21 protein-coding genes are annotated in these 22,360 nt (G+C 61.3%); 14 read left to right on the top strand and 7 right to left on the bottom strand.

Annotated features, from left to right (window positions below; genetic code table 11):
- Nucleotides 1–8: 8 nt before the first annotated feature.
- Genes IEX40_RS17715 through IEX40_RS17730 form a run of 4 tightly spaced genes read right to left on the bottom strand, consistent with a single transcriptional unit; the run spans nt 9 to nt 4,814 of the window.
- The gene (locus tag IEX40_RS17715) at nt 9–791 is read right to left on the bottom strand and encodes an alpha/beta fold hydrolase (RefSeq protein ID WP_229680821.1); all 783 of its coding nucleotides are present in this window, start codon (nt 789–791) and stop codon (nt 9–11) included.
- On the bottom strand, nt 784–1,878 hold the full coding sequence (locus IEX40_RS17720) for a M14 family zinc carboxypeptidase (RefSeq protein ID WP_188750690.1): 1,095 nt from the start codon (nt 1,876–1,878) through the stop codon (nt 784–786). Before IEX40_RS17720 ends, IEX40_RS17715 begins: the two co-directional genes overlap by 8 nt.
- Before the next feature lie 60 nt (nt 1,879–1,938).
- Complete coding sequence (locus IEX40_RS17725) at nt 1,939–3,432, bottom strand: ABC transporter substrate-binding protein (protein WP_188750692.1); 1,494 nt, start codon at nt 3,430–3,432, stop codon at nt 1,939–1,941.
- Entirely contained in the window at nt 3,426–4,814 is a 1,389-nt protein-coding gene (locus tag IEX40_RS17730) for a GGDEF domain-containing protein (RefSeq protein WP_188750695.1), read from the bottom strand. The genes IEX40_RS17725 and IEX40_RS17730 overlap by 7 nt, the downstream gene beginning before the upstream one ends.
- A gap of 323 nt (nt 4,815–5,137) precedes the next feature.
- Here IEX40_RS17730 and IEX40_RS17735 point away from each other — a divergent pair, with 323 nt between their 5' ends.
- Complete coding sequence (locus IEX40_RS17735) at nt 5,138–5,731, top strand: hypothetical protein (RefSeq protein ID WP_188750697.1); 594 nt, start codon at nt 5,138–5,140, stop codon at nt 5,729–5,731.
- 44 nt (nt 5,732–5,775) lie between these two features.
- On the opposite strand, the gene IEX40_RS17740 is transcribed toward IEX40_RS17735, so the two are convergent.
- Both IEX40_RS17740 and IEX40_RS17745 read right to left on the bottom strand, forming a co-directional pair.
- Complete coding sequence (locus tag IEX40_RS17740; protein ID WP_188750699.1) at nt 5,776–6,183, bottom strand: host attachment protein; 408 nt, start codon at nt 6,181–6,183, stop codon at nt 5,776–5,778.
- Nucleotides 6,184–6,260: 77 nt separating this feature from the next.
- Nucleotides 6,261–9,506 (bottom strand): EAL domain-containing protein, encoded by a 3,246-nt coding sequence (locus IEX40_RS17745; RefSeq protein WP_188750701.1) that lies wholly within the window; start codon nt 9,504–9,506, stop codon nt 6,261–6,263.
- 215 nt (nt 9,507–9,721) lie between these two features.
- On the opposite strand from IEX40_RS17745, the gene IEX40_RS17750 reads away from it, so the two are divergent.
- From IEX40_RS17750 to IEX40_RS17795, 10 genes are all read left to right on the top strand, one after another.
- Complete coding sequence (locus IEX40_RS17750) at nt 9,722–10,162, top strand: SUF system Fe-S cluster assembly regulator (RefSeq protein WP_229680822.1); 441 nt, start codon at nt 9,722–9,724, stop codon at nt 10,160–10,162.
- A 39-nt stretch (nt 10,163–10,201) separates the two neighbouring features.
- The gene (gene sufB / locus IEX40_RS17755; protein WP_373286488.1) at nt 10,202–11,686 is read left to right on the top strand and encodes a Fe-S cluster assembly protein SufB; all 1,485 of its coding nucleotides are present in this window, start codon (nt 10,202–10,204) and stop codon (nt 11,684–11,686) included.
- A gap of 40 nt (nt 11,687–11,726) precedes the next feature.
- Nucleotides 11,727–12,497: a Fe-S cluster assembly ATPase SufC gene (gene sufC / locus IEX40_RS17760; protein ID WP_188750818.1), complete on the top strand. Its 771-nt coding sequence runs from the start codon at nt 11,727–11,729 to the stop codon at nt 12,495–12,497.
- Nucleotides 12,494–13,849 (top strand): Fe-S cluster assembly protein SufD, encoded by a 1,356-nt coding sequence (sufD, locus tag IEX40_RS17765; RefSeq protein ID WP_188750705.1) that lies wholly within the window; start codon nt 12,494–12,496, stop codon nt 13,847–13,849. The genes sufC and sufD overlap by 4 nt, the downstream gene beginning before the upstream one ends.
- Complete coding sequence (locus IEX40_RS17770; protein ID WP_308421610.1) at nt 13,842–15,119, top strand: cysteine desulfurase; 1,278 nt, start codon at nt 13,842–13,844, stop codon at nt 15,117–15,119. Before sufD ends, IEX40_RS17770 begins: the two co-directional genes overlap by 8 nt.
- A 1-nt stretch (nt 15,120) precedes the next feature.
- Nucleotides 15,121–15,576, top strand: a complete 456-nt coding sequence (gene sufU / locus IEX40_RS17775; RefSeq protein ID WP_188750707.1) for a Fe-S cluster assembly sulfur transfer protein SufU — start codon at nt 15,121–15,123, stop codon at nt 15,574–15,576.
- A 35-nt stretch (nt 15,577–15,611) separates the two neighbouring features.
- Nucleotides 15,612–16,181 carry a putative Fe-S cluster assembly protein SufT gene (gene sufT, locus IEX40_RS17780; RefSeq protein ID WP_188750709.1) on the top strand — a complete coding sequence of 190 codons (570 nt, stop codon included), beginning with the start codon at nt 15,612–15,614 and terminating at the stop codon, nt 16,179–16,181.
- Nucleotides 16,182–16,197: 16 nt separating this feature from the next.
- Nucleotides 16,198–16,527, top strand: coding sequence for a Rieske (2Fe-2S) protein (locus IEX40_RS17785; RefSeq protein WP_188750710.1), 330 nt, complete (start codon nt 16,198–16,200; stop codon nt 16,525–16,527).
- A 143-nt stretch (nt 16,528–16,670) separates the two neighbouring features.
- Entirely contained in the window at nt 16,671–17,234 is a 564-nt protein-coding gene (locus IEX40_RS17790) for a hypothetical protein (protein ID WP_188750712.1), read from the top strand.
- Between the two features lie 87 nt (nt 17,235–17,321).
- A complete protein-coding gene (locus tag IEX40_RS17795) occupies nt 17,322–18,239 on the top strand; it encodes a histone deacetylase family protein (RefSeq protein ID WP_188750714.1) in 918 nt (305 codons plus the stop codon).
- A gap of 10 nt (nt 18,240–18,249) precedes the next feature.
- On the opposite strand, the gene IEX40_RS17800 is transcribed toward IEX40_RS17795, so the two are convergent.
- Nucleotides 18,250–19,011 carry a FadR/GntR family transcriptional regulator gene (locus tag IEX40_RS17800; protein WP_188750716.1) on the bottom strand — a complete coding sequence of 254 codons (762 nt, stop codon included), beginning with the start codon at nt 19,009–19,011 and terminating at the stop codon, nt 18,250–18,252.
- A 167-nt stretch (nt 19,012–19,178) separates the two neighbouring features.
- Here IEX40_RS17800 and IEX40_RS17805 point away from each other — a divergent pair, with 167 nt between their 5' ends.
- The 3 genes from IEX40_RS17805 to IEX40_RS17815 all read left to right on the top strand — a co-directional run.
- Nucleotides 19,179–20,366, top strand: a complete 1,188-nt coding sequence (locus IEX40_RS17805; RefSeq protein ID WP_188750718.1) for an acyl-CoA dehydrogenase — start codon at nt 19,179–19,181, stop codon at nt 20,364–20,366.
- Between the two features lie 47 nt (nt 20,367–20,413).
- On the top strand, nt 20,414–21,625 hold the full coding sequence (locus IEX40_RS17810) for a CaiB/BaiF CoA transferase family protein (protein WP_188750720.1): 1,212 nt from the start codon (nt 20,414–20,416) through the stop codon (nt 21,623–21,625).
- An 18-nt stretch (nt 21,626–21,643) separates the two neighbouring features.
- The coding region (locus tag IEX40_RS17815) for an electron transfer flavoprotein subunit beta/FixA family protein (RefSeq protein ID WP_188750721.1) at nt 21,644–22,360 on the top strand (717 nt) is incomplete at its 3' end.

Genomic DNA, 22,360 nt, shown 5'->3' on the forward strand with positions numbered 1-22,360 from the left:
GGTATTTTCTACCGGTCTTGCAGGGAAACCTGCAGTCGTTGAATGACCCACTGCGGATCGTCGTGGGGCAAGTCGTGCCCGGCCCAGGGGTGGGAGTCAAAGTCGACGCCCCAGCGCCTGGCGATGGCAGCGCTGCAGGCAGGATTGACCAGACGGTCGCCAAGCCCGCTGAGAATCAGGGTGGTGGGTAACGGCGCCTTGGCTGGGCCGCGGTAGCGTGAGGCGGCCGTCAGTTGGCGGGCGAAGTTGGCTCGGCTCAGCGGCTGTTCGACGGCATATTTGGCCCATTCGGCCACGCTGTCGCGGCGATCGCCAGAGCGTTGGCAGATCAGATCGAACACCACCCCTTCACGCTCTAGCGTCGGCCTGGTCAGTGAGGCAAGCACCCGGCCCAGTGCCCGGGGTCTGAGCCGCTGCCAGGGCGGGCTGAAGTTGCCGAAACTGGAGTTGATCAGCACCAGAGTGTTGACCTCCTGCGGATACAGGCGGGTCCATTCCGTGGCAATCATCCCCCCCATCGATAAACCGAGCAGGTTAAGTGGTCCCCTGTTGCCGAGTTCACGGCGCACCGCCTCAAGCGTGTCGCGAATATTGAGCGGGCTGTGCTCTTGGCAGCGGTAGCCGTTACCGGGCGTATCGGGGCAGATTACGCGGGCCCGCATCCGCTCGGCCAGTAGCTTTGGAAACTCGCCCCAGTGGCGCTGCTCGCGTGCCAGGCCACGCAGCAACAGCCAGGGCCTGGTGTCCTGCGTGGCGGGCTGCTCGGTGGGGTACTCGGGCGGCTTATTCACCTTTTCGTTCCCGTTTGAGCCAACGTCGCTCGGCATAACGCATATGGCGAGTTCGGCTGGTGCTGTCCGGCAGCCAGTTTTGCCAGGAGCTGACCGCACAGATGAGGAAATCGAGCAGTAGATGGTGGCGGCGCAGGGTGCGGCGCTGGCGGTGCGGCACCATCGGGTTGAACAGGCCGGTATAACTGGTGATCTGGCTCAGGTTTTTCCTTACCCAGAGCCAGGACCCCATCTCCAGGGTCAGCGGCAGGAACGCCGCGCTGCTGCGCGCCAAGTGCTGTTGGTACAGGTGGTCCCAGAGGTCGCCATGCGTGCAGTAGTGGTGGTACTGGGGCTCGAACAGATAGGGGTGGTGTGGGTGCGCACGCTCAAACAACCTGAGCATCGCCTGCAGCTCTGCGGCATGCTCCATCAGTTGGTGCCGGCCGGCGTAGGGAAACCAGATACGGTCACGCATGCCAAAGCCGGAGTGGCAATCCAGTGACAGGATAAAGGGAGCTAGCTCGGTCTGAGCCTGAATATAGGTGCATAGCTGCTGCGCTTCGGCTTGCATGGGGGCTTGGGTCTTGCCGCGATACCAGGGTAACCAGTTGCCCAGACGGTGACCGCAAACCGGCCAGGGGCTGGGCTGATCGGCATCGAGGGGAGCGTTGCGCATCAGGTCGACACCGTTGCCGTTACTGCGCCAGCCTCGCGCCATGCCGACCGGGTTGATCAGCGGCAGCAGGATCAGGCGCATCCGCTCCAAGGTGTGTTGCAGGCTGTCATCCCAGGGCAGGCGATAGACCAGGCTACCGAGTTCGGCCAGCAGCAGCTGGGTGCCGATACGTTCGATGCCGTGGACGCCGCCGCAGAGAATCAGCACCGGCAGTTCCGGCGATTCAGTGCCGAACTCCAGGGCATAGAGCGGCAGCTTGTGGTCGCCGTCCGGCAGTTCAGCGAGTATCCGGCTGCGGACAAGACCTGAGCCTTTGCGGATCAGGCGCTCGAGCAGACGCAGTTCGGGCAGTCGCTGCCGGCAATAGTCGGCGCGATCTCGGCTTGAACCGGTCTGATTGCGCTGGTCTGGTTCCAGCAGACTACCCATCGTTCACCGCCCTTGTCTGGACACTGTCTCCAGAAGGCAGTGTAGACCTACAGCGTTACGCTATTGGGTCCAATAGATATCTTCGAGCACGAACGCCGGGATGGGGCTTTTTTCCCAGAGGCCGGTGAGGTTGCGGTGCATCAGATTCTGTTCCGGGCGCATGAACAGGAAAACGTTGACCGCATCCTCGGTGATACGGCGCTGGGCATCGCCGAGTCGTGCATTCAGTTCCGCCTCGCTTCGTGCGTTAAGTACCTGGTCCCAGATCGGTTTGAAACCGGCGTTATCGTAGTTGAAATAGTAGTTGTCGCGGGCGTAGATGTTCAGATCCATCGGTTCCACGTGCATGATCAGGGTCAGCGCGTAGTCGCTATCCTTGAACACATCCTGCATCCACTCCTTCCACTCTACCGGTTTCAGCTCGACGGAGAAGCCCACGGCTTCCAGGTCTTCGGCGATACGTACGCTGCCGTAGCGACCGTAGTCGGTGGGCGGTATTGTCAGCTCAACCCGAGTGCCAGGTTTGACACCTGCTTCGGCGAGCAGCGCGCGTGCCCTGTCTGGATCATAGGGATAGCGCTCGACCAGATCGACATAGGCGGGGTGCGAAGGGGGAAAGTGGCTACCGATCAGCTTCGGTCGTAATTCGCTGCCGTAGAGGTCGAGCAGGCCGCGGCGGTCGACGGCGTGAGCCAGCGCACGACGCACGCGCAGATCGTTGAACGGAGGGCGTGCATTATTTATCGCCAGCAGCAGTTTGCTCTCCAGTTTGCGCTCGCGCATCTGGTAGTCGGGACGGACCATGAAACGGTTGGTGAGCCTGGTGACACTGACCAGACCGTCCACCAGCCCTTCGGCGAGCATGTTCTCGGTACCGACCGAGGTTTGCATAAACAGAAACTGGGCCCGGGTCAGGCGCGCTTTCCCGCTCCAGTAGTCGTCGTTTCGGAGCAGGGTAACCGAGCGTCCAGCCTCCCATTCGGCGAAACGAAAGGGACCGGTTCCGATCGGGTGTGTGGCGTTAGTGTCCACAGAGTCCGGGTGCACTATTACCGCGGCTGTCTGTGCCAGCGCGTAGGGCAGCAGGGCGTCGGGCTGAGTCAGCCGTACGGCGATACGATGCTTGTCGAGTACGTCGATGCCGCGAACCTTCTCGAACAGCTTTTTCTGCGGGTTGTGGCTGTCGCGCGCGATGATCCGGTTCAGGCTGAAGGCGGCGACCTCGGCGTTGAAGTGACTACCGTCGTGAAAGCGGACGTCATCCTGGAGATTGAACTCGTAGGTCAGGCCATCGCTGGACAGACGCCAACTCTCTGCCAGCCTTGGCGCGATCCTGCCTTCGGCATCGACGACGGTGAGACCCTCCAGCACGTTGCAGTAGGTGATCTCACCGGCCGCAGCGGCCGCGGTAATGGTGGGATCCAGCACCGGCGGCTCAAGCTGGATGCCCACCCGTATATCGTCCCGTGTCGTGGCCTGGGCCAGGCTGGTGGTAGCAGCGGTAATCAAACAGAGGCAGGTAAATATGGATGCCAGAACGCGGGCTCTCAGCATGATTCAGCCTCTTCGGCGTCAGTGGTGAGCGATGCCAGGATGACTCGGTTTCGCCCCCTCTCCTTGGCGTGGTAGAGCGCATCATCGGCGCGGTTAAGTGCCTGGTTCAACAGCATTTGGACCTCCTGTTCCTCTGCCTCGCCGACAGTGGATGCGTCGATGACCGAGAAGCCAAAGCTCATCGTCACATTCACCTGTTCGCCGCTTTCCAGTGCCGCCGAACTATGCCGAACCCGGTCGGCGATGTCGTTGATCAGCGTCTCGGCGGCTTCGTGGGTTCGTACCGCCAGCACCAGGGCGAACTCCTCGCCACCATAGCGGGCCAGGATGTCGGTCTCGCGCAGGCCGTTACGCAGTTGCTCAGCGATATGGATCAGTACGCGATCGCCGGCGGCATGGCCATAGCGATCATTGACCACCTTGAAATAGTCGATATCGCCGATCGCCACGCATACCGGTTGCAGGCTTTGCGCAATCATACGTCTGGCGGCGGCATAGAGGTGGCGGCGGTTCGCCAGCCCGGTAAGCGAGTCGTGCTCGGCCAGATAGGCGAGTTCATCATGGATCTTGCGCATCTGCGCTTCCTGGGCCTGGATCCGTGCCACATAGGTGCCCACCGTTGTCGCCAGTTGGGCGATCTCGTCCACCCCGGAGACGCGGATCTGATCGGGGCTGATCGCTGGCTGGCTCACCGCACGCTGCACGTGAAGGATGCGGCGGACCACGGCAAATTCGAAATAGAACCCCGCCAGCAGGGTGGATAACAGAAGCAGCCCGGTCAGCATGATCAGGTTGAGTTGATGCCGGTTGATCTCCTCCTCGAGCTGGGTGCTTCGCTTGGTCATCTGCTGGCGCATATTGGCGGCAAAGTAGCCCAGCATGACCGATAGGCGACCGGCAAGCTCTTGATTGGTCGCTGATAACGCCGGAATTTGTGCCAGATCCCTGGTGCTGGCGGTACCGTCGATCCGCTTTCTGACTAACTTATTCAACAGCTGGACCGAGTCCGACAGCTGCTTTTGAGTGCTGTCGATACGGAGCACCACTTCGTTTTGCTGCGGCAGTTTCAGCAGTGTCCCGGTCAGCTGGTCAATCCAGTCAATCCGGTCGTTCAGTTCGATCAGGGCGGTTCGCCTCTGGGTGTGAGTGTCGGCTCCGGACAGGATCAGATCGAGGGCGATCAACGACTCGCTCTGCTGCACCAGGCGCACCGACGTCATCAGGTTTTCCATGTCGCTGTCGGTCATCGCTTCGATCGTCAGGTGCATACGCTTCAGCGTGACGTTGGTCAACAGCGTTGCGCCGATCACCGTGACGGCAACCAGAAAAGTGATACCGACGGTTCTCGCGGTAAGACCGGAGATATATCTGTGTCGAATCATGGGTGCGCGCCTGGCAGCCAATTACCGGTTTGTGTTGCGAAATGGCAACTTTACATTAAACCTGATACCTCTCCCGATTGAACATTAGAAGTTGTTTACACACAAGCTCGTCCACGCTTTTTATATCCGTTAGCGGCGGATGCTGCAGACTCTGTCGGCGGTGATATCTTTATAGATGTCAGTATGGTTGCGGAAGTAAGGCATTGCCCCGACAGCTGGTGAATGATGCGCTGTCGGGCCCGCAGCTGAACACATATCCGATGCCGCGGTTTCGGTAATTTAAGCGGCATTCAGTCAGCGGTGAGTCGCTAGAGAGGTGCGTTATGTTGAGAACTACATTCCTGACCCTGTCACTGGCCTTGTTGGCAGGGTGCGCAGGGCCAAGCTACTGGCATGAGCCGCCGGCACCGGCGTCCACTGATGCAGAAGTTGAGGTCTGGCAGGGGCTGATGCGCAGTGGTGCATTGCGGCGCTACTCTGTGGCGCACCCGATATCTCCCGTTGTCATCAGCTGTGCCAACTACACGGATCTGATTCGATTCGAGCGCCAGGGCGACGAGCTCCGGGCGATGCTCGGGCGCGATCCGCTCTTGGACTTGGGGCTGGACGTGGATGCGGATGGTCGTTTCAGTACCCTGGTGCCGGTCAGGGGCGATACCTGGGTCTTTGGTGGTGTGATGCAGTTCAATGAAGAGCCGGTTTTACGCCTGTCAGGCAGGCTGGACCCGGTTTCGGGTTTGGGTGAGGGGCGAATCAACGTATCACCGGGCGATGAACGTCTTGGATGCAGCGGCCGCTTCATGGTCAGCCGCAATGGTACACCTCCGTTGAAGTCCGAGTACGGTAGGCCGTTCAAGATTCAATACTGGATCGATGAGCGGGAACCGCACGAGCCCAGGCGCATGTTTCCCAAATGACCTTTTGGCCGACCGTCACGGTCGGCCAAAAAATCGATGCGTTATCAATTTCTGATGGTGGGAAAAGAGAAGGCGGCGACGACGTCGCTATGGGTCGCGCCGGTGAGGTTCTTATCGAGATCCTGATGCAGAGACTTGCGCAGATGGCCATCCATCGATTCGCGCAGTAACCCAAGAAAATGGGGTGGGGCGGCAAGGTAAAAGCCGCGGATCTCGTTGGTGTCCAAAGCGTGCCGTACCTTGGCCATGATATCGCGGGCGAAACGCTGATCTTCGGTCTGGCGTACCGAGCCTTTTTCCGGGATGCCCGGTCCGTCGGAGATCAGGGCACTCTCCTTGACCCGGGCTTCCGGATGGACCAGGTCCATAATCTCCAGCAGCTCTCCCCGAGGCTTGTTCTGTGCATAGACTCTCGCTTTTGAGGCATCAGCAACAACTATCCAGTCTGGCATAACGCACCTCATCTATTGGTAAGCGTCAAAAGGTTTACCAGACTAAGTATTGTCTATTTTCAGCCCATTGCATGGTTTCAGGATATGAGCGATTCCTGATGCTCCAGCAGCCAGTCCTCCAGTTCGGCTGCAGGCATCGGGCGTGCGTAGAGGTACCCTTGTACCTGATCGCAGCCCAGGGTCTGTAGCAGCTCGGCCTGTGACCTGCTTTCCACCCCTTCAGCCACGACCGCCAGTTTCAGACTCTGGCCCAGGGCGAGGATGGTTTTTATGATCTGCGCGTCCTCTTCATCCGCAATCGCGTCGGAGACGAAGGAGCGGTCGATCTTCAGGATGTCGATCGGCAGTCGGCGCAGGTAGGCAAGACTGGAGTAACCAGTACCGAAGTCATCCACGGCGATACGCACGCCTGCCTGCCGGAGTTGGTTTAACTGACCGGTGACCCCTTCCGGATTCTCCATCAGCGAGCTCTCGGTCAGTTCCAGCTCCAGCTGGGCGGGCGTGGTACCGTGGAGGTGGGCCAGAGAGCACAGCTGCTGGTATAGATCCCCCGATTCGAGCTGCCGGGCGGAGATATTCACGGCGATCCTGAAATCCAGGCCGCGGCTACGCCATTTTGCCGATTGGCGGCAGGCCTCCTCGATCACCCAAATACCGATGTCGCAGATCAGCGAATTCTCTTCCGCCAGCGGAATAAACTCGCCCGGCGCCTGCATGCCATGCAGCGGGTGCCGCCAGCGCAGCAACGCCTCGACCCCGGTCAGGCCGCCGCTATTCAGATCGATCTTGGGCTGATAGTGCAGCTCCAGCTCACTGTTGGCGATTGCCCTGCGCAGGTCGATCTCCAGCGTCAGGCGGCGGGTGGTGCGCTCCAGCATCTCCTGGCGGAAAAAACGGTAGGTATTGCCGCCGGCCGCCTTGGCTGCGTACATCGCCATGTCGGCACGCTTCATCAGCTCCAGCGGTTTGTCACTGTCCTCGGGGTAGAACGCCATGCCCATGGAGGCGCTGATCTCCAGCTTATAGCCGGGCAGGTTGATCGGGCGCGCGATCTCGTCAAGCAGTTGCTGGGCCTTGGTCGCGCAGTCCCGGGCGGAGGTCAGGTTTTCCATCAGCACCAGAAACTCATCCCCGCCGACTCGGGCCACGGTATCGGTGCTGCGCAGGCAGCGGCGGATACGGTCACCGACCTGCTGCAGCAGGTTGTCGCCGACATCGTGGCCGAGGGCGTCGTTTATCCCCTTGAAACGGTCCAGGTCGATAAAGGTGACCGACAGCCGCTGTGCCTCGCGGAAGGACCGTCCCAACGCCTGACCCAGGCGCTCCAGCAACAGCTCCCGGTTGGGCAGTCCGGTCAGGGCGTCATGAAACGCCAGGTGCTGGATATGTTCATCCTTGCGCCGGATCTCGGTGATGTCATGGAACACGGCGACGTAACGCACCGGGTCACCCAGGCTGTCGTCGATGCGATTGATGGTCAGCCACTCCAGATAAACCTGGCCACCCTTGCGTCGGTTCCAAAGTTCGCCCTGCCACTGGCCGTTCGTCAGCAGTACGTCCCACATGGCGCGATAGAATTCGGGCTGCTGATGATCGGATTTGAGCATGCTGGGTTTATTGCCCAGCGCTTCGGCGGCGGTGTAACCGGTGATCTCGGTGAACGCGGGATTGACCGAGATGATCCGGCCGCAGGCATCGGTGATGATCACGCCCTCGGCGGATGAGTGAAATACACTGGCGGCCAGGCGCAGCTCCTCTTCAGCGCGCTTCAGGTCGGTCAGATCCCTGCCCACAGCCAGTACGCTGATCGGTGCACCATCCGGTCCCGGCTCCGGGACTATGCGTACGGCATAGTGGCGTCGATTGCCATCCTCGGCGTTGAACACCATATCGACCTCGGTGGATTTGCCGCCGGCGGCAATGCGCCGCGCCTGCTCCTGCAGCAGGGTGAAACTGCCGGTACTGAAGGCGGGGTCCTGCGTTTCGTTACCGGCGTTTGCCAGGCGGTTCGGCAGCAGGCGTTCCATCGCCGGGTTCACGTATAAAACCTCGCCGCGGGTGTCGAAGCGGATCACTGTGTCCGGCAGGTTGTTGGTCAGGGTGCGGTAGGCGTGTTCACGGCTGGCCAGAATCTCCTCGGCCATGCACTTGTCGGTGATGTCCTGCATCATCAGCAGCAGGTGCCGGTTGCCGTCGATATCGAAACGCGACAGGTGTACCTCTGCCCAGAGGTGGGCGTTGAAGCTGGTGGTAAACCGCCGCTCGAAGGTTTCCGTGGTGTGGGCGGAGAGTACCCGGCGCGCCGCCTCGACCAGGCCGCTGTCGGTCCAGGATTCGAGCTGGTAGAAATTCTGTGCGAGCAGCTGCTGCTCTGTGCCGCCGGTCATTCTCTCCGCCGCCGGATTGGCCAGGATGCACTGGCCATCCTCACGAAAGGCCAGTATCGCCGCAGCGGAAGCGTCGAGTATCGATTCATTGAGCTTCAGCGAGTGGCGCAGCTTACTCTCGGTCTCGGTCAGCTCCCGAGTGCGCGACGCTACGCGCTGTTCCAATGTGCTGTTGAGCTGGCGTACCCGCTGCTCGGCCTTTATGCGCTCCGTTATGTCGGTGGCGATGCCTCCGACGCCAAAGATCGAGTGATCCCGGTCGCGCAGTGGAAACTTGGCCGTGATGTAGGTCCTTTCGACGCCGTCGAGCAGAATGCGCTCCTCCACTTCATTGGCAACTCCCTCCTTCACCGTACGCAGGTCCTGCTCGATCAGTGCCTGTGCAATCTCCGCGGGAAAGATCTCGGCATCCCGTTTGCCCAGTATCTGTTTGACCGGAATCTCGATCAGTTCGCTGAGCGCGTTGTTGGCGATCAGATAGCGGCCGTTCCGATCCTTGGCGAAGATCACCGCACTGGAGTGTTCCAGGATCGCATTCAGCAACTGCTGGTCCCGACGTATCGAGCACCGGTTTTCGCAGCGTTCGCCGATGTCGCGAAGGTATAACAGCGCTGCGTGCCGGCCGTTGTATTGCCAGGGTATGACGCGCACTTCTACGATCAGTGCCGCGCCGTCCAGTCGTAGCCAGGTTTCCCGATACAGACCCTCGGTTACCGTTTGTCTGGAGAGGTCGTTTAAACGTTGCTCAGTATCGGCGTGATGCCGTGGATCTATCCGTTCCACTAGCGCAGTGCCCAGTAACTGAGTGGCGGATCTGCTACCGAACAGGTTCAGGGCCGCGCCGTTGAGGTATACGAGATCCCCTTGCTGAGCGATGCAGATCGGCTCGGGTGACTGCTCCAGTAGGCGATTGAGTTGCGGGTCGGTAGTCGGCATTGGGTTTCCTTTCCCGTTGTTACAGGGCGCCAAGGGCTATGCGTCTCTTACTACAGACGGTTTCATATTGTCCGGCAGGTCTGGATGAGGTGCCATTGACGGCAGTCAATCTAGTTGGAGAGAGCCGAGGATCCTGGCGGAGGGCGGCAAATCTTTTAAAGAGTACTATATTAGTACTATAAGAGCCGGGCGAGTTATCGTCTGCGGAGCGGGCTATGTTAAAAATCAGTAAGTTAACCGATTACGGTACCGTTGTTCTGGCGCACATGGCGCGTCGCCCCGATCGCCTTTTCAGTGCAGCACACCTGGCGCAGGAGCTGGGACTGCCGTTGAGCACGGTGCGCAAGCTACTGAAGCAGATGACCGGGGCCGGTTTGCTCTACTCCAGTCGCGGCCAACGCGGTGGTTACTGCTTGACGCGTCCGCCGCAGGAGATCTCTCTGGTCGAAGTGCTCGAGGCGCTGGAGGGACCGCTGGGGGTGACCGATTGCAGCCTGGCACCGAAGCTCTGTGGCCAGGAGGCGACCTGTCCGATCCGCAACAACTGGCGCGGGATCAACGGCGTCATACACGGGGTTTTGCAGCAGGTCAGCCTGAAACAACTGGCCAGCGATCAGACCATGGGGATAGGAATCGAACAAGCGGGAGGCTTGTAATGTAACTGGCCCGATGTGATCGGGCGGGAGGCCATGCACGTGGCAACGAAAGCACCACCGCTAGAGAAGCTGCTGGCGAAGGGTTACAGCCAGGGCTTCGTGACCGAGATCGATGAAGACAGTCTGCCGCCGGGACTCGATGAGTCGGTGATCAGGGCGATCGTCGAGAAGAAGCAGGAGCCGGAGTTCATGCTGGAGTGGCGCCTGGCCGCCTACCGGCACTGGCGTACGATGAAGGTGCCGACCTGGTCCCGGGTGCACTACCCGCCGATCGATTTCGAGGCGATCAGCTACTTCTCATCACCGCGCTCGCGCAAGGATGCCCCGGCCAGCCTGGATGAGGTGGACCCGGAGATTCTGCGGACCTACGAGCGCCTGGGCGTGCCGCTGCATGAGCGCGCGGCGCTGGCCGGTGTCGCGGGAGCCGAAGCTAAAGGAAGAAGTGTTGGTGTGGCTGTGGATGCCGTGTTTGACAGCGTGTCGGTGGCCACCACCTTCAAGAAGGAGCTGGCCGAGCTCGGCATCATCTTCTGCTCCTTCTCCGAAGCGGTGCAGAACCACCCGGAACTGGTGCGTCGCTACATGGGTACAGTCGTGCCCTACACCGATAACTTCTACGCCGCGCTGAATGCCGCGGTGTTTTCCGACGGCTCCTTCTGCTACATCCCGAAAGGGGTCAGGTGCCCGATGGAGTTATCCACCTACTTCCGCATCAACGCCGCCGGCACCGGTCAGTTTGAACGCACGCTGATCGTCGCCGAGGAGGGCGCATCGGTCAGCTATCTCGAAGGCTACACGGCACCGATGCGCGACGAGCATCAGCTGCACGCGGCGGTGGTGGAGCTGATCGCGCTGGATAACGCCGAGATCAAGTATGCCACGGTGCAGAACTGGTACCCGGGCAACGCCGAGGGCAAGGGCGGCATCTACAACTTCGTCACCAAGCGCGGCCTCTGTGCCGGGCATCACAGCAAGATCTCCTGGACCCAGGTGGAAACCGGTTCCGCTATCACCTGGAAGTACCCCAGTGTCATGCTCAAGGGCGACGACTCGGTGGGCGAATTCTACTCCGTGGCGTTGACCAACAACTTTCAGCAGGCGGATACCGGCACCAAGATGATTCATATCGGCAAGCGTACCCGCAGCACCATCCTGTCCAAGGGGATCTCGGCCGGCAAGGGGCAGAACACCTACCGTGGCCTGGTCAAGGTGGGGCGCAAGGCGCTGGGCGCGCGCAACTACAGCCAGTGCGACTCGCTGCTGATCGGCGATCGCTGCGGCGCTCATACTCTGCCCTATATCGAGGTGATGCGTCCGGACGCCCAGGTGGAGCATGAGGCGACCACGTCGAAAATCAGCGATGCGCAGCTATTTTACTGCCGCCAGCGCGGTATAGACGCCGAGGCGGCGGTGTCGCTGCTGGTCAACGGCTTCTGCAAGGAGGTGTTCCGCAAGCTGCCGATGGAGTTTGCGGTGGAGGCGCAGGCGCTGATGGAGGTCAGCCTGGAGGGCACTGTCGGATGACGCACTACAGCATAGCGAGAGGTGTGAGATGAGCGGTTCCCTGTTGTCGATCCGCCAGCTGGCGGTTCAGGTTGAAGGTAAACAGATTCTCGACAGGCTAGATCTTGAAGTCCGCCCGGGTGAGGTTCACGCGATCATGGGACCGAACGGTTCCGGCAAGAGCACCCTGGCCCATGTGCTGGCCGGTCGCCCCGGGTATGAGGTGACCGGGGGCGAGGTGCGTTACGACGGCCAGGACCTGCTGGCGCTGGAGGTGGAGCAGCGCGCCGCGAAGGGGGTGTTCCTGGCGTTCCAGTATCCAGTGGAGATCCCGGGCGTGAGCAACATCCAGTTCCTGAAAACGGCGCTGAACAGCCTGCGCAAGCAGCGCGGAGAGCCGGAGCTGGATGCGATGGAGCTGCTCGACAGCGTCAAGGCGCGGATGGCGCAGATGCAGATGGACGAGGCGCTGCTCTATCGGGGGGTTAACGAGGGTTTCTCCGGCGGCGAGAAAAAGAGCAACGAGATCCTGCAGATGCTGGTGCTGGAGCCGCGACTGGCCATCCTCGACGAGACCGACTCCGGTCTCGATATCGATGCCCTCAAGCGCGTAGCGGCGGGTATCAACTGGTTCCGGCGCGAGGATCGCAGCCTGATTCTGGTGACCCACTACCAGCGTCTGCTCGACTATGTGAAGCCCGATTATGTGCATGTGCTGCAGCAGGGGCGGATCGGTCGCAGCGGTGGCGCCGAGTTGGCGCTGGAGCTGGAGCAGGCCGGCTATGCCCCGACATCAGGTACTGCTCCAGAGCGAACGGGGGGTGTGCGATGACCACCGCTTCGCGGCTTTTCGATACGCCAAGCTGGAAGAGGTTACCCGGTGCCGACTGGTGTTGGCTGCTGTCGCACCGGGAGCGGGCCTTCGACCGGTTCCGAAAAGGGGGCGTGCCGGATCGCGGCTGGGAGGCCTGGCGATACACCGATCTTGGCGACTTGGCGCAGCGACGCTTCGATTTCGATACCTCACTCGAAGGCGGACTCTCCGAGAGCTGGACCCCCGACCCCGGCTGGCCGGAGGGCCACCGGATTTTGTTCCGCAACGGTCGTTGGGATACCGCCGGCTCCAAGCTGTTGCCGTTGCCGCCGGGAGCCCGGCTGATATCGCTGCAGCATGCGGTTCAGGGGCAGCTACCGCTGCTGAAGCGCTATCTTGGCCAGATCGCAAGTCTGGAGGGACACCCCTTTGCCGCGCTCAACAGTGCCCGGTTCGATGATGGACTGTTGCTTTACCTGCCCGAAGGCTGTGTGCTGGAACAGCCGATCTATTGCCGGTTCGAGATGGAGCGCTATGCCGAACAGGAACCGCCGGCCGCCTTTCCCCGTCTTTTGGTGCTGATGGAGGCCGGTAGCCAGGCCCAGCTGCTGGAGCAGCATCGCGGGGATGGGTCCGTAAAGGCGCTGACCGATCTGCTGGTGGAGATCAGCCTCGGTAACGACGCCCGGCTTTTCCACGGCCGCCTGTTCGGCGCCGAGTTAACCGACCAGCGCGTCAGCGGCGTTCATGTCAATCAGCAGCGGGGCAGCCGCTACCAGAGCTACTCGCTGATGATGGGCGGTGCCCTGGTGCGCAACGATATCCAGGTCAGTCTGAATGGAGAAGGTGCCGAAGCGCTGCTCGACGGTCTCTATCTGCTCGATGGGATGCAGCATCTGGATAACCACCTGAGAGTCGACCACCTGCAGCCCGGCGGGCGCAGCGACCAGTTCTATAAGGGGATTCTCGACGGTCACTCCCGCGCCGTGTTCAACGGTCTGGCGGTGGTTCACCCGGATGCCCAGCGCAGCGATGCCCGGCAGATCAACCGCAACCTCTTGCTCTCGACCGGGTCCGAAATAGACACCAAGCCGGAGCTGCAGATCGAGGCCGACGACGTGAAGTGCTCCCACGGCGCCACGGTTGGCTACCTGGACCGGGAACAGCTGTTCTACCTGCGCAGCCGGGGAATCGACCCTGACAACGCCCAGGCGCTGCTGACCCTGGCCTTTGCCCGGGAAGGCCTGCAAAGGTTGCCGGCCGGTGAGCTTGCTGATGCCTATGGCCGGGCGATCACGCAGGCGCTGACCGCGCGCTTGGAGGGACAGCCGCAGCCGGCTGTCGGCGCCGGGGAGGTGAGTGATGAATGAGTCCATGCTGTTCACTGATGCCGACAATCTCGCACTGGCCAAGCGCTGTCGCGGAGATTTTCCGCTGCTTTCGCGGCAGATGCATGGCAGGCCGCTGGTCTACCTGGACAACGCCGCCACCAGTCAGAAACCCCAGGCGGTGCTCGACGCGCTGCAATACTACTATCAGCAGCAGAATGCCAATGTGCACCGGGGCGTCTACCAGCTCAGTGAAGAGGCAACCTCAGCGTACGAAGGCGCCAGGGCACGGGTGCAACGCTTTATCAACGCCGCCGGGGTGGAGGAGATCATCTTCCTGCGCGGCACTACCGAAGCGATCAACCTGGTGGCCCAGGCCTACGCCCGACCGCGACTGCAGCCGGGAGATGAGGTGCTGATCAGCGCCATCGAGCACCACTCCAACATCGTGCCCTGGCAGATCGTCTGTCGCCAGACCGGCGCTCAGCTGCGGGTGATTCCGGTGCTGGACAGCGGCGAACTCGATCAGGCCGGGTTTGCCGAGCTGCTCAGCCCGCGGGTCCGGCTGCTGGCGCTGACCCATGTCTCCAACGCGCTGGGCACAATCAATCCGGTCAAGGAGATGATCGCGCAGGCCCATCAACAGGGCATTCCGGTGCTTATCGACGGTGCCCAGGCGGTGCCGCATCTGCGGGTCGATGTGCAGGCACTGGATGCGGATTTCTATGCTTTCTCCGGTCACAAGCTCTATGGCCCCACCGGCATCGGTGCGTTGTACGGCAAGCGCCGGCTGCTGGAGGACATGGAGCCCTGGCAGGGCGGTGGTGAGATGATCATTCAAGTCAGCTTTGAGCACACCGATTACAACCAGCTGCCCTACAAGTTCGAAGCGGGCACCCCCAATATCGCCGATGCCATCGGCCTGGCGGCAGCGCTGGATTATGTCGATAACCTCGGCCTGGAGGCGATCGCGGAGCAGGAGCAGCAGCTGCTCGACTACGGCACCCAGGCGCTGCAACGGGTACCCGGATTACGGCTGATTGGGACCGCGCAGCATAAAGCCGCCATCCTGTCCTTCGTTATGGAGCAGGCCCATCCCCACGATATCAGTACCATTCTCGACCGCTGCGGCGTGGCGGTGCGTGCCGGCCACCACTGTGCGATGCCGTTGATGCAGCGTTTCGGTATCGCAGGCACGGCGCGGGCGTCGCTGGCGCTGTACAACACCCGGGACGATATCGATGTGCTGGTTGATGCGCTGCATGAAGTGGTGCGGATGTTTGGCGCACCCATGGCCGAGGGAGGTCAGTGAGATGGATGCCGAGCTGCGCGAACTCTACCAGCAGGTGATCATCGACCACGGTCGCCATCCGCGCAATTTCCGCCGGCTCGAGGGGGGCTGCAGCTGCCGGCAGGGGTTCAATCCGCTGTGCGGCGATCAGCTCGAACTCTGTCTGCAGCGCGATGCCCAGGGACGGATCACCGATGTCGCCTTCCAGGGCCAGGGCTGCGCGATCTCCATGGCGTCTGCGTCGATGCTCAGTGAGAGGGTTAAAGGCAAGACGGAGGCGGAGGCCCGGCAGATGTTTGATCTATTTCACCGTCTGCTCACCGGTGAGGAGGGGGCGGAACTGGAGTCGCTCGGCAAACTCAGGGTGTTGGCCGGAGTGCGAGAGTTTCCAAGCCGGATCAAGTGCGCCACGTTGGCCTGGCATGCGCTGCTGGCGGCGCTTGAACCGGGAGATGATGAGCCGGTCACGACCGAGTAGCAGGCAGGTCGAGTATGGCTGCTGAGGGAGGCGAGATGAACGACAGCTGTGTCACTCTGCAGCGCGATTGCGAAGCGATCGAGGTGCCCTCCGGTACTCTGGTCAACCTGAGTTGTGGTCTTGAGGTACGCATCCTGCAGCGTTTGGGCGACCACTTTACTGTCAACGTCGGGGGCAATCTGTACCGCATCGATGGTGAGGACAGCGATGCCCTGGGGCTGATCGATACGGCCGCGAAATCGGACGCTGCTGATGCAGGGACGGCCGCCACGGAGGAGGCCGATTGCGGCCCGGCCGATGCCACAGCGGTACGCGATGCACTGGCCAGCTGCTATGACCCGGAGATCCCGGTCGACATCGTCGAGCTGGGGCTGGTCTACCGCTGCGATATCCTCCCCGACGCCAACGGCGGCAGCCGGGTCGAGGTGGATATGACGCTGACGGCGCCAGGCTGTGGCATGGGTGCAGTATTGGTCACCGACGTACGGCGCAAGTTGCTGCGCGTGCCCGGTGTAAACAGTGTCGAGGTCAGACTGGTGTATGACCCGCCCTGGGATGCCCGCCGCATATCCGAGGCGGCACGGCTGAAACTGGGGCTGCTTTGAAATCGAGGATTGCATAATGGATGGTTGGCAAGATATAGGCGATGCGAATCTACTGGCGCCGGGTGAGCATCAGGTTGTCGAACTGCCTGGCTATAGCGTGCTGGTGGTCAATCTGCAGGGGGAGTACTACGCGGTGGAGAACATCTGTCCCCATGACGGGGGCGAGTTGGGAGAGGGGCTGATCGAGCAGGATACCGTGACCTGCCCGCGCCACGGCGCCTGTTTCAGCCTGAAAAACGGTGAGGTGCTGGCCCCGCCGGCGTTCGAGGATCTGCGCTGTTTCCAGGTCCGGCTCGACGCGGGGCGTTTGCTGCTGGCCGAACAGCCGGAAGAGGGCTGGGGTTAGTTATTTATATTAGGAAACGATGATGAATGTTTTGCATGTTCCCGCCATTTGCTGTGCGTTGACGTTAATGAGAACTATTTTTTAAAAGGCAACACGACAATCTGCTGCCCGTACACAGATCGGACAGTAAAGGAGGTTTAACGATGAAAACCTTGTTGAGTTGTTTGCTGCTGGCCGTTGTCAGCCTTTCCGTACAGGCGGGAGGCGTAGGGCCCGATTCCAGCTGGGCACAGCTGTATCAGAACACCATGTACCAACCGCAGATGCCAACTATCGTGTTTCACGCACGTAGCCAGCAGAGCATTGGCAGCAAACTGGTGTTCAAGCGCGCGTCTAACGTCAGCTACTTCACAACCGATGATGGCAAGGAGTGGCTATACGGCGGGGAAACCAGCCTGTGCACCCGTTACGCAGTCGTCGCTGCGACCGACGACGATCGCGTGTGTGTTGCGACGGAGCTGGTTCCGCTGGTAACACCGGTCAAGCATCAGGCCAGATTCTGCACCTTCCGTTCCGATGACGATTGCCAGCGTTATGCGGAACGCACAGTCGAGTATCCGCTCGGGATACAGGTGCCGATCATGCGGCGCATGAGTGAAAGCGACAGCTTCACGCCGGTCCGCGTTGCATTCAGTAAATCGCTGAAGATCGCTGAGTGCAGTGATTGTGCAGCAAAACTGGAGTCCTACATCGCTGAAGTGATGTAGCCTGTACTCCTGCGCCCGGTCAAGCGGTGATGGCCGCCGGATGACCGCTGTACCGGGCCCGTTCTGTATCCTGCCGGGGGTGCCGTAATGTCCAGCGCTCTGATTTATCACTCTGACTGTGAACTGCACCAGATGGCACCGGGTCATCCGGAGAGTCCCGAGCGCCTGCATGCGATCCGGCGGCAATTGACGGAGAGTGGACTGCTCGACCGGCTGGAGTTAGCGGTTGCGGAGACGGCCACCCGCGAACAGCTGGAGCTGGTGCATCCAGGGCAGTATATCGACGCCATCTGCGACCTCCATCCCCTCCATGGCTTGAACTACGCCGATCCCGATACGGCGCTGAATCCCCACAGTCTTAGGGCCGCGCAACTGGCCTCCGGTGCGGTGATCCAGGCCGCCGGACTGGTGCTCGACGGCCGGGTCGATAACGCCTTTTGCGCGGTGCGCCCGCCCGGCCACCATGCCGAGCACGATACCGCCATGGGTTTCTGCCTGTTCAACAACATCGCCATCGGTGCCGCCTGGGCGCTGCAGCAACCCGGTATCGAACGTGTCGCCGTGCTCGATTTCGATGTCCACCATGGCAACGGCACCGTGGACATCTTCAAGGATCGCCCCGAGGTGCTGGTCTGCTCCAGCTTCCAATACCCCTTCTACCCCTTCCGTTTCCAGGATATCCGCCGGCCCAATATCGTCAACACGCCGCTGCCGGCCGGTACCCACGGGGATACTTTCCGCCAGGCGGTCGAGCGCGACTGGCTGCCGGCCCTGCAGCAGCATCAACCGGACATGCTGTTCGTCTCCGCCGGCTTCGACGCCCACCGTGACGATCCTCTGGCGGAGTTGCGGCTGGAGGATGAGGATTTCGGTTGGTTAGGAAAGCTTCTTGTCGATGCCGCGCAGCGATACTGCGGCGGTCGTTTGGTGTCGGTGCTGGAGGGAGGATATAACCTGGCGGCGCTGGGGCGCAGTGTGGATCTCTACCTGAGGGCCCAGCTTTAGGCCGGGCCGGTCAGTTGCCGGTCAGAAAATGCTGGTTGAGCTGCCCCTCCAGCTCCCGGTTGAAATGCTCGGCCGACTTCATATGCTCATGCATCAACTGGCGTGCCCGGGCCGCGTCCTTTGTGTGGAACGCCTCCAGCAGCTGCTGATGGTAGTCCAGGTTGGCGCAGGAAAACTCCCGCTGCTCCGGCAAGGCCGATTTCTTGAAGATCACCAGATCGCGGATCATGTCATTCAGGAAACGGCCGATGAAGGCGAGCATCGCATTGCCGCAGCGCTGGGCCAGCAGCACGTGGAACTCCAGCTCGGCGATCCGCTGTGCCATCCGCTCCTCGAATGTCTGCGGCTCTGCCCGGCACTGCTCGACCAGGTCTGCCAGCCGGGTCAGATCTTCGGGAGTCAGATTGGGCGTGGCCAGAGCGGCGATCTCAGGCTCGATCAGCGTGCGCAGGGCATAAATTTCGGGGCCGGAGGGTTGTTCGAAGTGGAGAAAGTTGCGCAGCAGCTCGCTGGCCTTTTCGTAGGGCACTCGCTCCAGTACCGCCCCGCCGTTGGGGCCCGTGCGTATGGAGATCAACCCCTGTACCTCTAACGATTTCAGCGCTTCGCGCACGGTCCCTTTTGAACAATCGAACTGCTCCATCAGCTCCCGTTCATTGGGCAGGCGGTCTCCAGGCTGCTTGTTATTGATCGCGACCCAACGCTTAACCGATTCGACGATCTGATCTGCACGCTTGATGCGTTTGGGGGTGGCGAGCTTGATGTCCTGCATGGAGTTGTCGATACCTCAATTAAGGGGCCTCATCCTGCCATAGATCAACTCTCAATGCGACTTGGTTGAATTATTATATTTATTAGTATAAATAGTGTGAATCGATATCGGCAGGGGTCGGTAGCGTTCGAAAGGCTTAGCACTTACTGGTTATGGAGATCAAAAGAATGTCGCACTCCTCAAGCTTCAACTGGGACGATCCGCTGCTGCTCGCTCAACAGCTGACCGAAGATGAGCGTCAGATCAGCGAGGCCGCGCGTGCCTACTGTCAGCAGGAGCTGCAGCCGCGAGTACTCAGCGCCTACCGTGAGGAGCGCTTCGATCGCGAGATCATGAGCGAGATGGGCGAGATGGGCCTGCTCGGGGCCACCGTGGCCGAGGAGTACGGCGGTGCCGGTTTGAACCATGTGGCCTACGGCTTGATCGCCCGCGAGGTGGAGCGTGTCGATTCCGGCTACCGCTCGGCGATGAGCGTGCAGTCGTCGCTGGTGATGTATCCGATCGAGACCTACGGTTCCGAAGAGCAGAAGCGCAAATTCCTGCCGCGTCTGGCCAGTGGCGAGATCGTCGGCTGCTTCGGCCTGACCGAGCCTGATCATGGCTCCGATCCCGGCTCGATGATCACCCGCGCCAAGAAGGTGGATGGCGGTTACCTGCTGAGCGGTCAGAAGATGTGGATCACCAACAGCCCGATCGCTGATATCGCCGTGGTCTGGGCCAAGTCCGAGGCGCACGAGGGCAAGATCCGTGGCTTCATCGTTGAGCGTGGCACCGAAGGGTTCTCCACCCCGAAGATCGAGGGCAAGCTCAGTCTGCGTGCATCGATCACCGGTGAGATCGTGCTGGATGAGGCGTTCGTGCCGGAGGAGAACCTACTGCCCAACGCCAGCGGTCTGGCCGGCCCGTTCGGTTGTTTGAACAAGGCGCGCTTCGGCATCGCCTGGGGTGTGCTCGGTGCCGCCGAGTTCTGCTGGCACGCGGCGCGTCAGTACACCCTGGATCGCAAACAGTTCGGCCGTCCGCTGGCCGCGAATCAGCTGGTCCAGCTCAAGCTGGCCAATATGCAGACCGAGATTGCGCTCGGACTGCAGGCGGCACTGCAGGTCGGTCGCCTGATGGACGCCGGTAACTGGGCGCCGGAGATGGTGTCGCTGATCAAGCGCAACAACTGCGGCAAGTCGCTGGATATCGCACGTATTGCTCGCGACATGCACGGCGGTAACGGTATCGCCGATGAGTTCGGTGTCATGCGCCATATGGTCAACCTGGAGACGGTGAACACCTATGAGGGCACCCATGATGTCCATGCGCTGATTTTGGGACGGGCCCAGACCGGCATTCAAGCTTTTTGCTGATCGATTGGTGGGCACCTTCGGGTGCCTTCCTGCGCTGGAGAATCACGATGGATAAACCCTTAACCGGTATCCGCGTTCTCGACCTGTCGCGCATCCTGGCCGGGCCCTGGTGCAGTCAGCACCTGGCCGACCTGGGTGCCGAGGTGATCAAGGTAGAGCACCCGGAGCGCGGCGACGATACCCGTGGCTGGGGGCCGCCGTTCCTGGGCGATACCCGCGACGCCGCCTACTACCTGAGCGCCAACCGCGGCAAGCAGTCGGTGGCGATCGACATGGCGCAGCCGGAGGGGCAGGCGCTGATCCGCGATCTGGTGACCCACTGTGATGTGGTGCTGGAGAACTTCAAGGTCGGCGGTCTGAAACGTTACGGCCTGGATTACGACAGCCTCAAGGCGATCAAGCCGGAGCTGATCTACTGTTCCATCACCGGCTTCGGCCAGAATGGCCCCTATGCCAACCGTGCCGGGTACGACTTCCTGTTGCAGGGGATGGGTGGACTGATGGGGATCACCGGAAAGCCGGATTCCGAGCCGGGCGGAGGCCCGGTGAAGGTGGGGGTGGCCGTGGTCGACCTGTTCACCGGAATGTATGCCGCCACCTCGATTCTGTCGGCGCTGATCTGCCGTGACCGCACCGGCCAGGGCACCTATATCGACGTGTCGCTGCTGGACGTCCAGGTGGGCGTGTTGGCCAACCAGGCACTGAACTATCTGACCTCCGGCAACTCGCCCGGTCGTCTGGGTAACGCGCACCCCAATATCGTGCCCTATCAGGCGTTCGCCACCGCCGACGGCCACATCATCCTCGCCGTCGGCAACGACACCCAGTTTCGACGTTTCTGCAATGTGGCTGGTATTCCCTCGCTGGCTGATGACGAGCGCTTTGCCACCAATCGTTGCCGCGTGGTGAATCGTCAGATTCTGGTTCCAGAGCTGGAGCGCGTGATTGCGAGCCACCCGTCGGCGTTCTGGCTGCAGGAACTGGAGAAGGAGGGGGTGCCCTGTGGCCCAATCAACAATATGGAGCAGGTGTTCGCCGATCCCCAGGTGCAACACCGCGGCATGAAGATCACGCTGCCTCATAGCGAGGCCGGCGAGGTCAACCTGGTCAGCAACCCGGTGCGCTTCGATAACCAGCATCTAAATGCCGAGCTGGCACCGCCGAGATTGGGCGAGCATACGAATGAGGTGCTGGAGCGGCTGCTGCCAGAGCGGAAAGAGCAACTGGATGCGCTGAAAACCAAGGGCGTGATCCGTTAGAGAACAGGACAACTGGATATGAAAATACTCGTCAGCGTCAAACGCGTCATCGACTACAACGTCAAGGTACGGGTCAAGGCGGATAACACCGATGTGGACCTGGCCAACGTCAAGATGGCCCTGAACCCCTTCTGCGAGATCGCCGCCGAGGAGGCGATCCGCCTCAAAGAGGCCGGTGTTGCCTCCGAGGTGATCGTCGTCTCCATCGGCCCGAAAACGGTGCAGGAGCAGCTGCGCACCGCGCTGGCCCTGGGGGCCGACCGCGCCATCCAGATCGACACCGAGGCGATGCCGGAACCGCTCAATGTAGCCAAGCTCTTGGCCAAGGTGGTTGAGGCCGAGCAACCGGGCCTGGTGATCCTCGGCAAGCAGTCGATCGATTCCGACAACAACCAGACCGGGCAGATGCTGGCGGCGCTGACCGGCCGCCCCCAGGGCACCTTCGCGTCAAAGGTTCAGATAGAAGGCGAGAAGGCGATCGTCACCCGTGAGGTGGACGGCGGTCTGAAAACCCTGTCTCTGGATCTGCCCGCCATCGTCACCACCGACCTGCGCCTGAACGAGCCGCGCTACGCCAAGCTGCCGGACATCATGAAGGCGAAGAAGAAGCCGCTGGAGGTGAAGACCCCGGCCGACCTGGGCGTCGAGCTGAAGTCGCATATCCAGCTGCTCAAGGTGGAAGCGCCGGCCGCGCGTCAGGCCGGGATCAAGGTGGACAGCGTCGACGCGCTGGTC

The sequence above is a fragment of the Marinobacterium zhoushanense genome (assembly GCF_014641945.1).
In the GTDB taxonomy this organism is placed as follows: Bacteria; Pseudomonadota; Gammaproteobacteria; order Pseudomonadales; family Balneatricaceae; genus Marinobacterium_D; species Marinobacterium_D zhoushanense.

Bases quoted from the DNA above. Each gene is read 5' to 3' on its own strand.
- IEX40_RS17750 (WP_229680822.1), top strand. From the start codon at position 9,722: ATGTTAAAAATCAGTAAGTTAACCGATTACGGTACCGTTGTTCTGGCG.
- IEX40_RS17740 (WP_188750699.1), bottom strand. From the start codon at position 6,183: ATGCCAGACTGGATAGTTGTTGCTGATGCCTCAAAAGCGAGAGTCTAT.
- IEX40_RS17730 (WP_188750695.1), bottom strand. From the start codon at position 4,814: ATGATTCGACACAGATATATCTCCGGTCTTACCGCGAGAACCGTCGGT.
- sufU (WP_188750707.1), top strand. From the start codon at position 15,121: ATGGATGCCGAGCTGCGCGAACTCTACCAGCAGGTGATCATCGACCAC.
- sufD (WP_188750705.1), top strand. From the start codon at position 12,494: ATGACCACCGCTTCGCGGCTTTTCGATACGCCAAGCTGGAAGAGGTTA.
- IEX40_RS17770 (WP_308421610.1), top strand. From the start codon at position 13,842: ATGAATGAGTCCATGCTGTTCACTGATGCCGACAATCTCGCACTGGCC.
- IEX40_RS17785 (WP_188750710.1), top strand. From the start codon at position 16,198: ATGGATGGTTGGCAAGATATAGGCGATGCGAATCTACTGGCGCCGGGT.
- IEX40_RS17720 (WP_188750690.1), bottom strand. From the start codon at position 1,878: ATGGGTAGTCTGCTGGAACCAGACCAGCGCAATCAGACCGGTTCAAGC.
- IEX40_RS17795 (WP_188750714.1), top strand. From the start codon at position 17,322: ATGTCCAGCGCTCTGATTTATCACTCTGACTGTGAACTGCACCAGATG.
- IEX40_RS17725 (WP_188750692.1), bottom strand. From the start codon at position 3,432: ATGCTGAGAGCCCGCGTTCTGGCATCCATATTTACCTGCCTCTGTTTG.
- IEX40_RS17790 (WP_188750712.1), top strand. From the start codon at position 16,671: ATGAAAACCTTGTTGAGTTGTTTGCTGCTGGCCGTTGTCAGCCTTTCC.
- IEX40_RS17735 (WP_188750697.1), top strand. From the start codon at position 5,138: ATGTTGAGAACTACATTCCTGACCCTGTCACTGGCCTTGTTGGCAGGG.
- IEX40_RS17810 (WP_188750720.1), top strand. From the start codon at position 20,414: ATGGATAAACCCTTAACCGGTATCCGCGTTCTCGACCTGTCGCGCATC.
- sufT (WP_188750709.1), top strand. From the start codon at position 15,612: ATGAACGACAGCTGTGTCACTCTGCAGCGCGATTGCGAAGCGATCGAG.
- IEX40_RS17745 (WP_188750701.1), bottom strand. From the start codon at position 9,506: ATGCCGACTACCGACCCGCAACTCAATCGCCTACTGGAGCAGTCACCC.
- IEX40_RS17805 (WP_188750718.1), top strand. From the start codon at position 19,179: ATGTCGCACTCCTCAAGCTTCAACTGGGACGATCCGCTGCTGCTCGCT.
- IEX40_RS17800 (WP_188750716.1), bottom strand. From the start codon at position 19,011: ATGCAGGACATCAAGCTCGCCACCCCCAAACGCATCAAGCGTGCAGAT.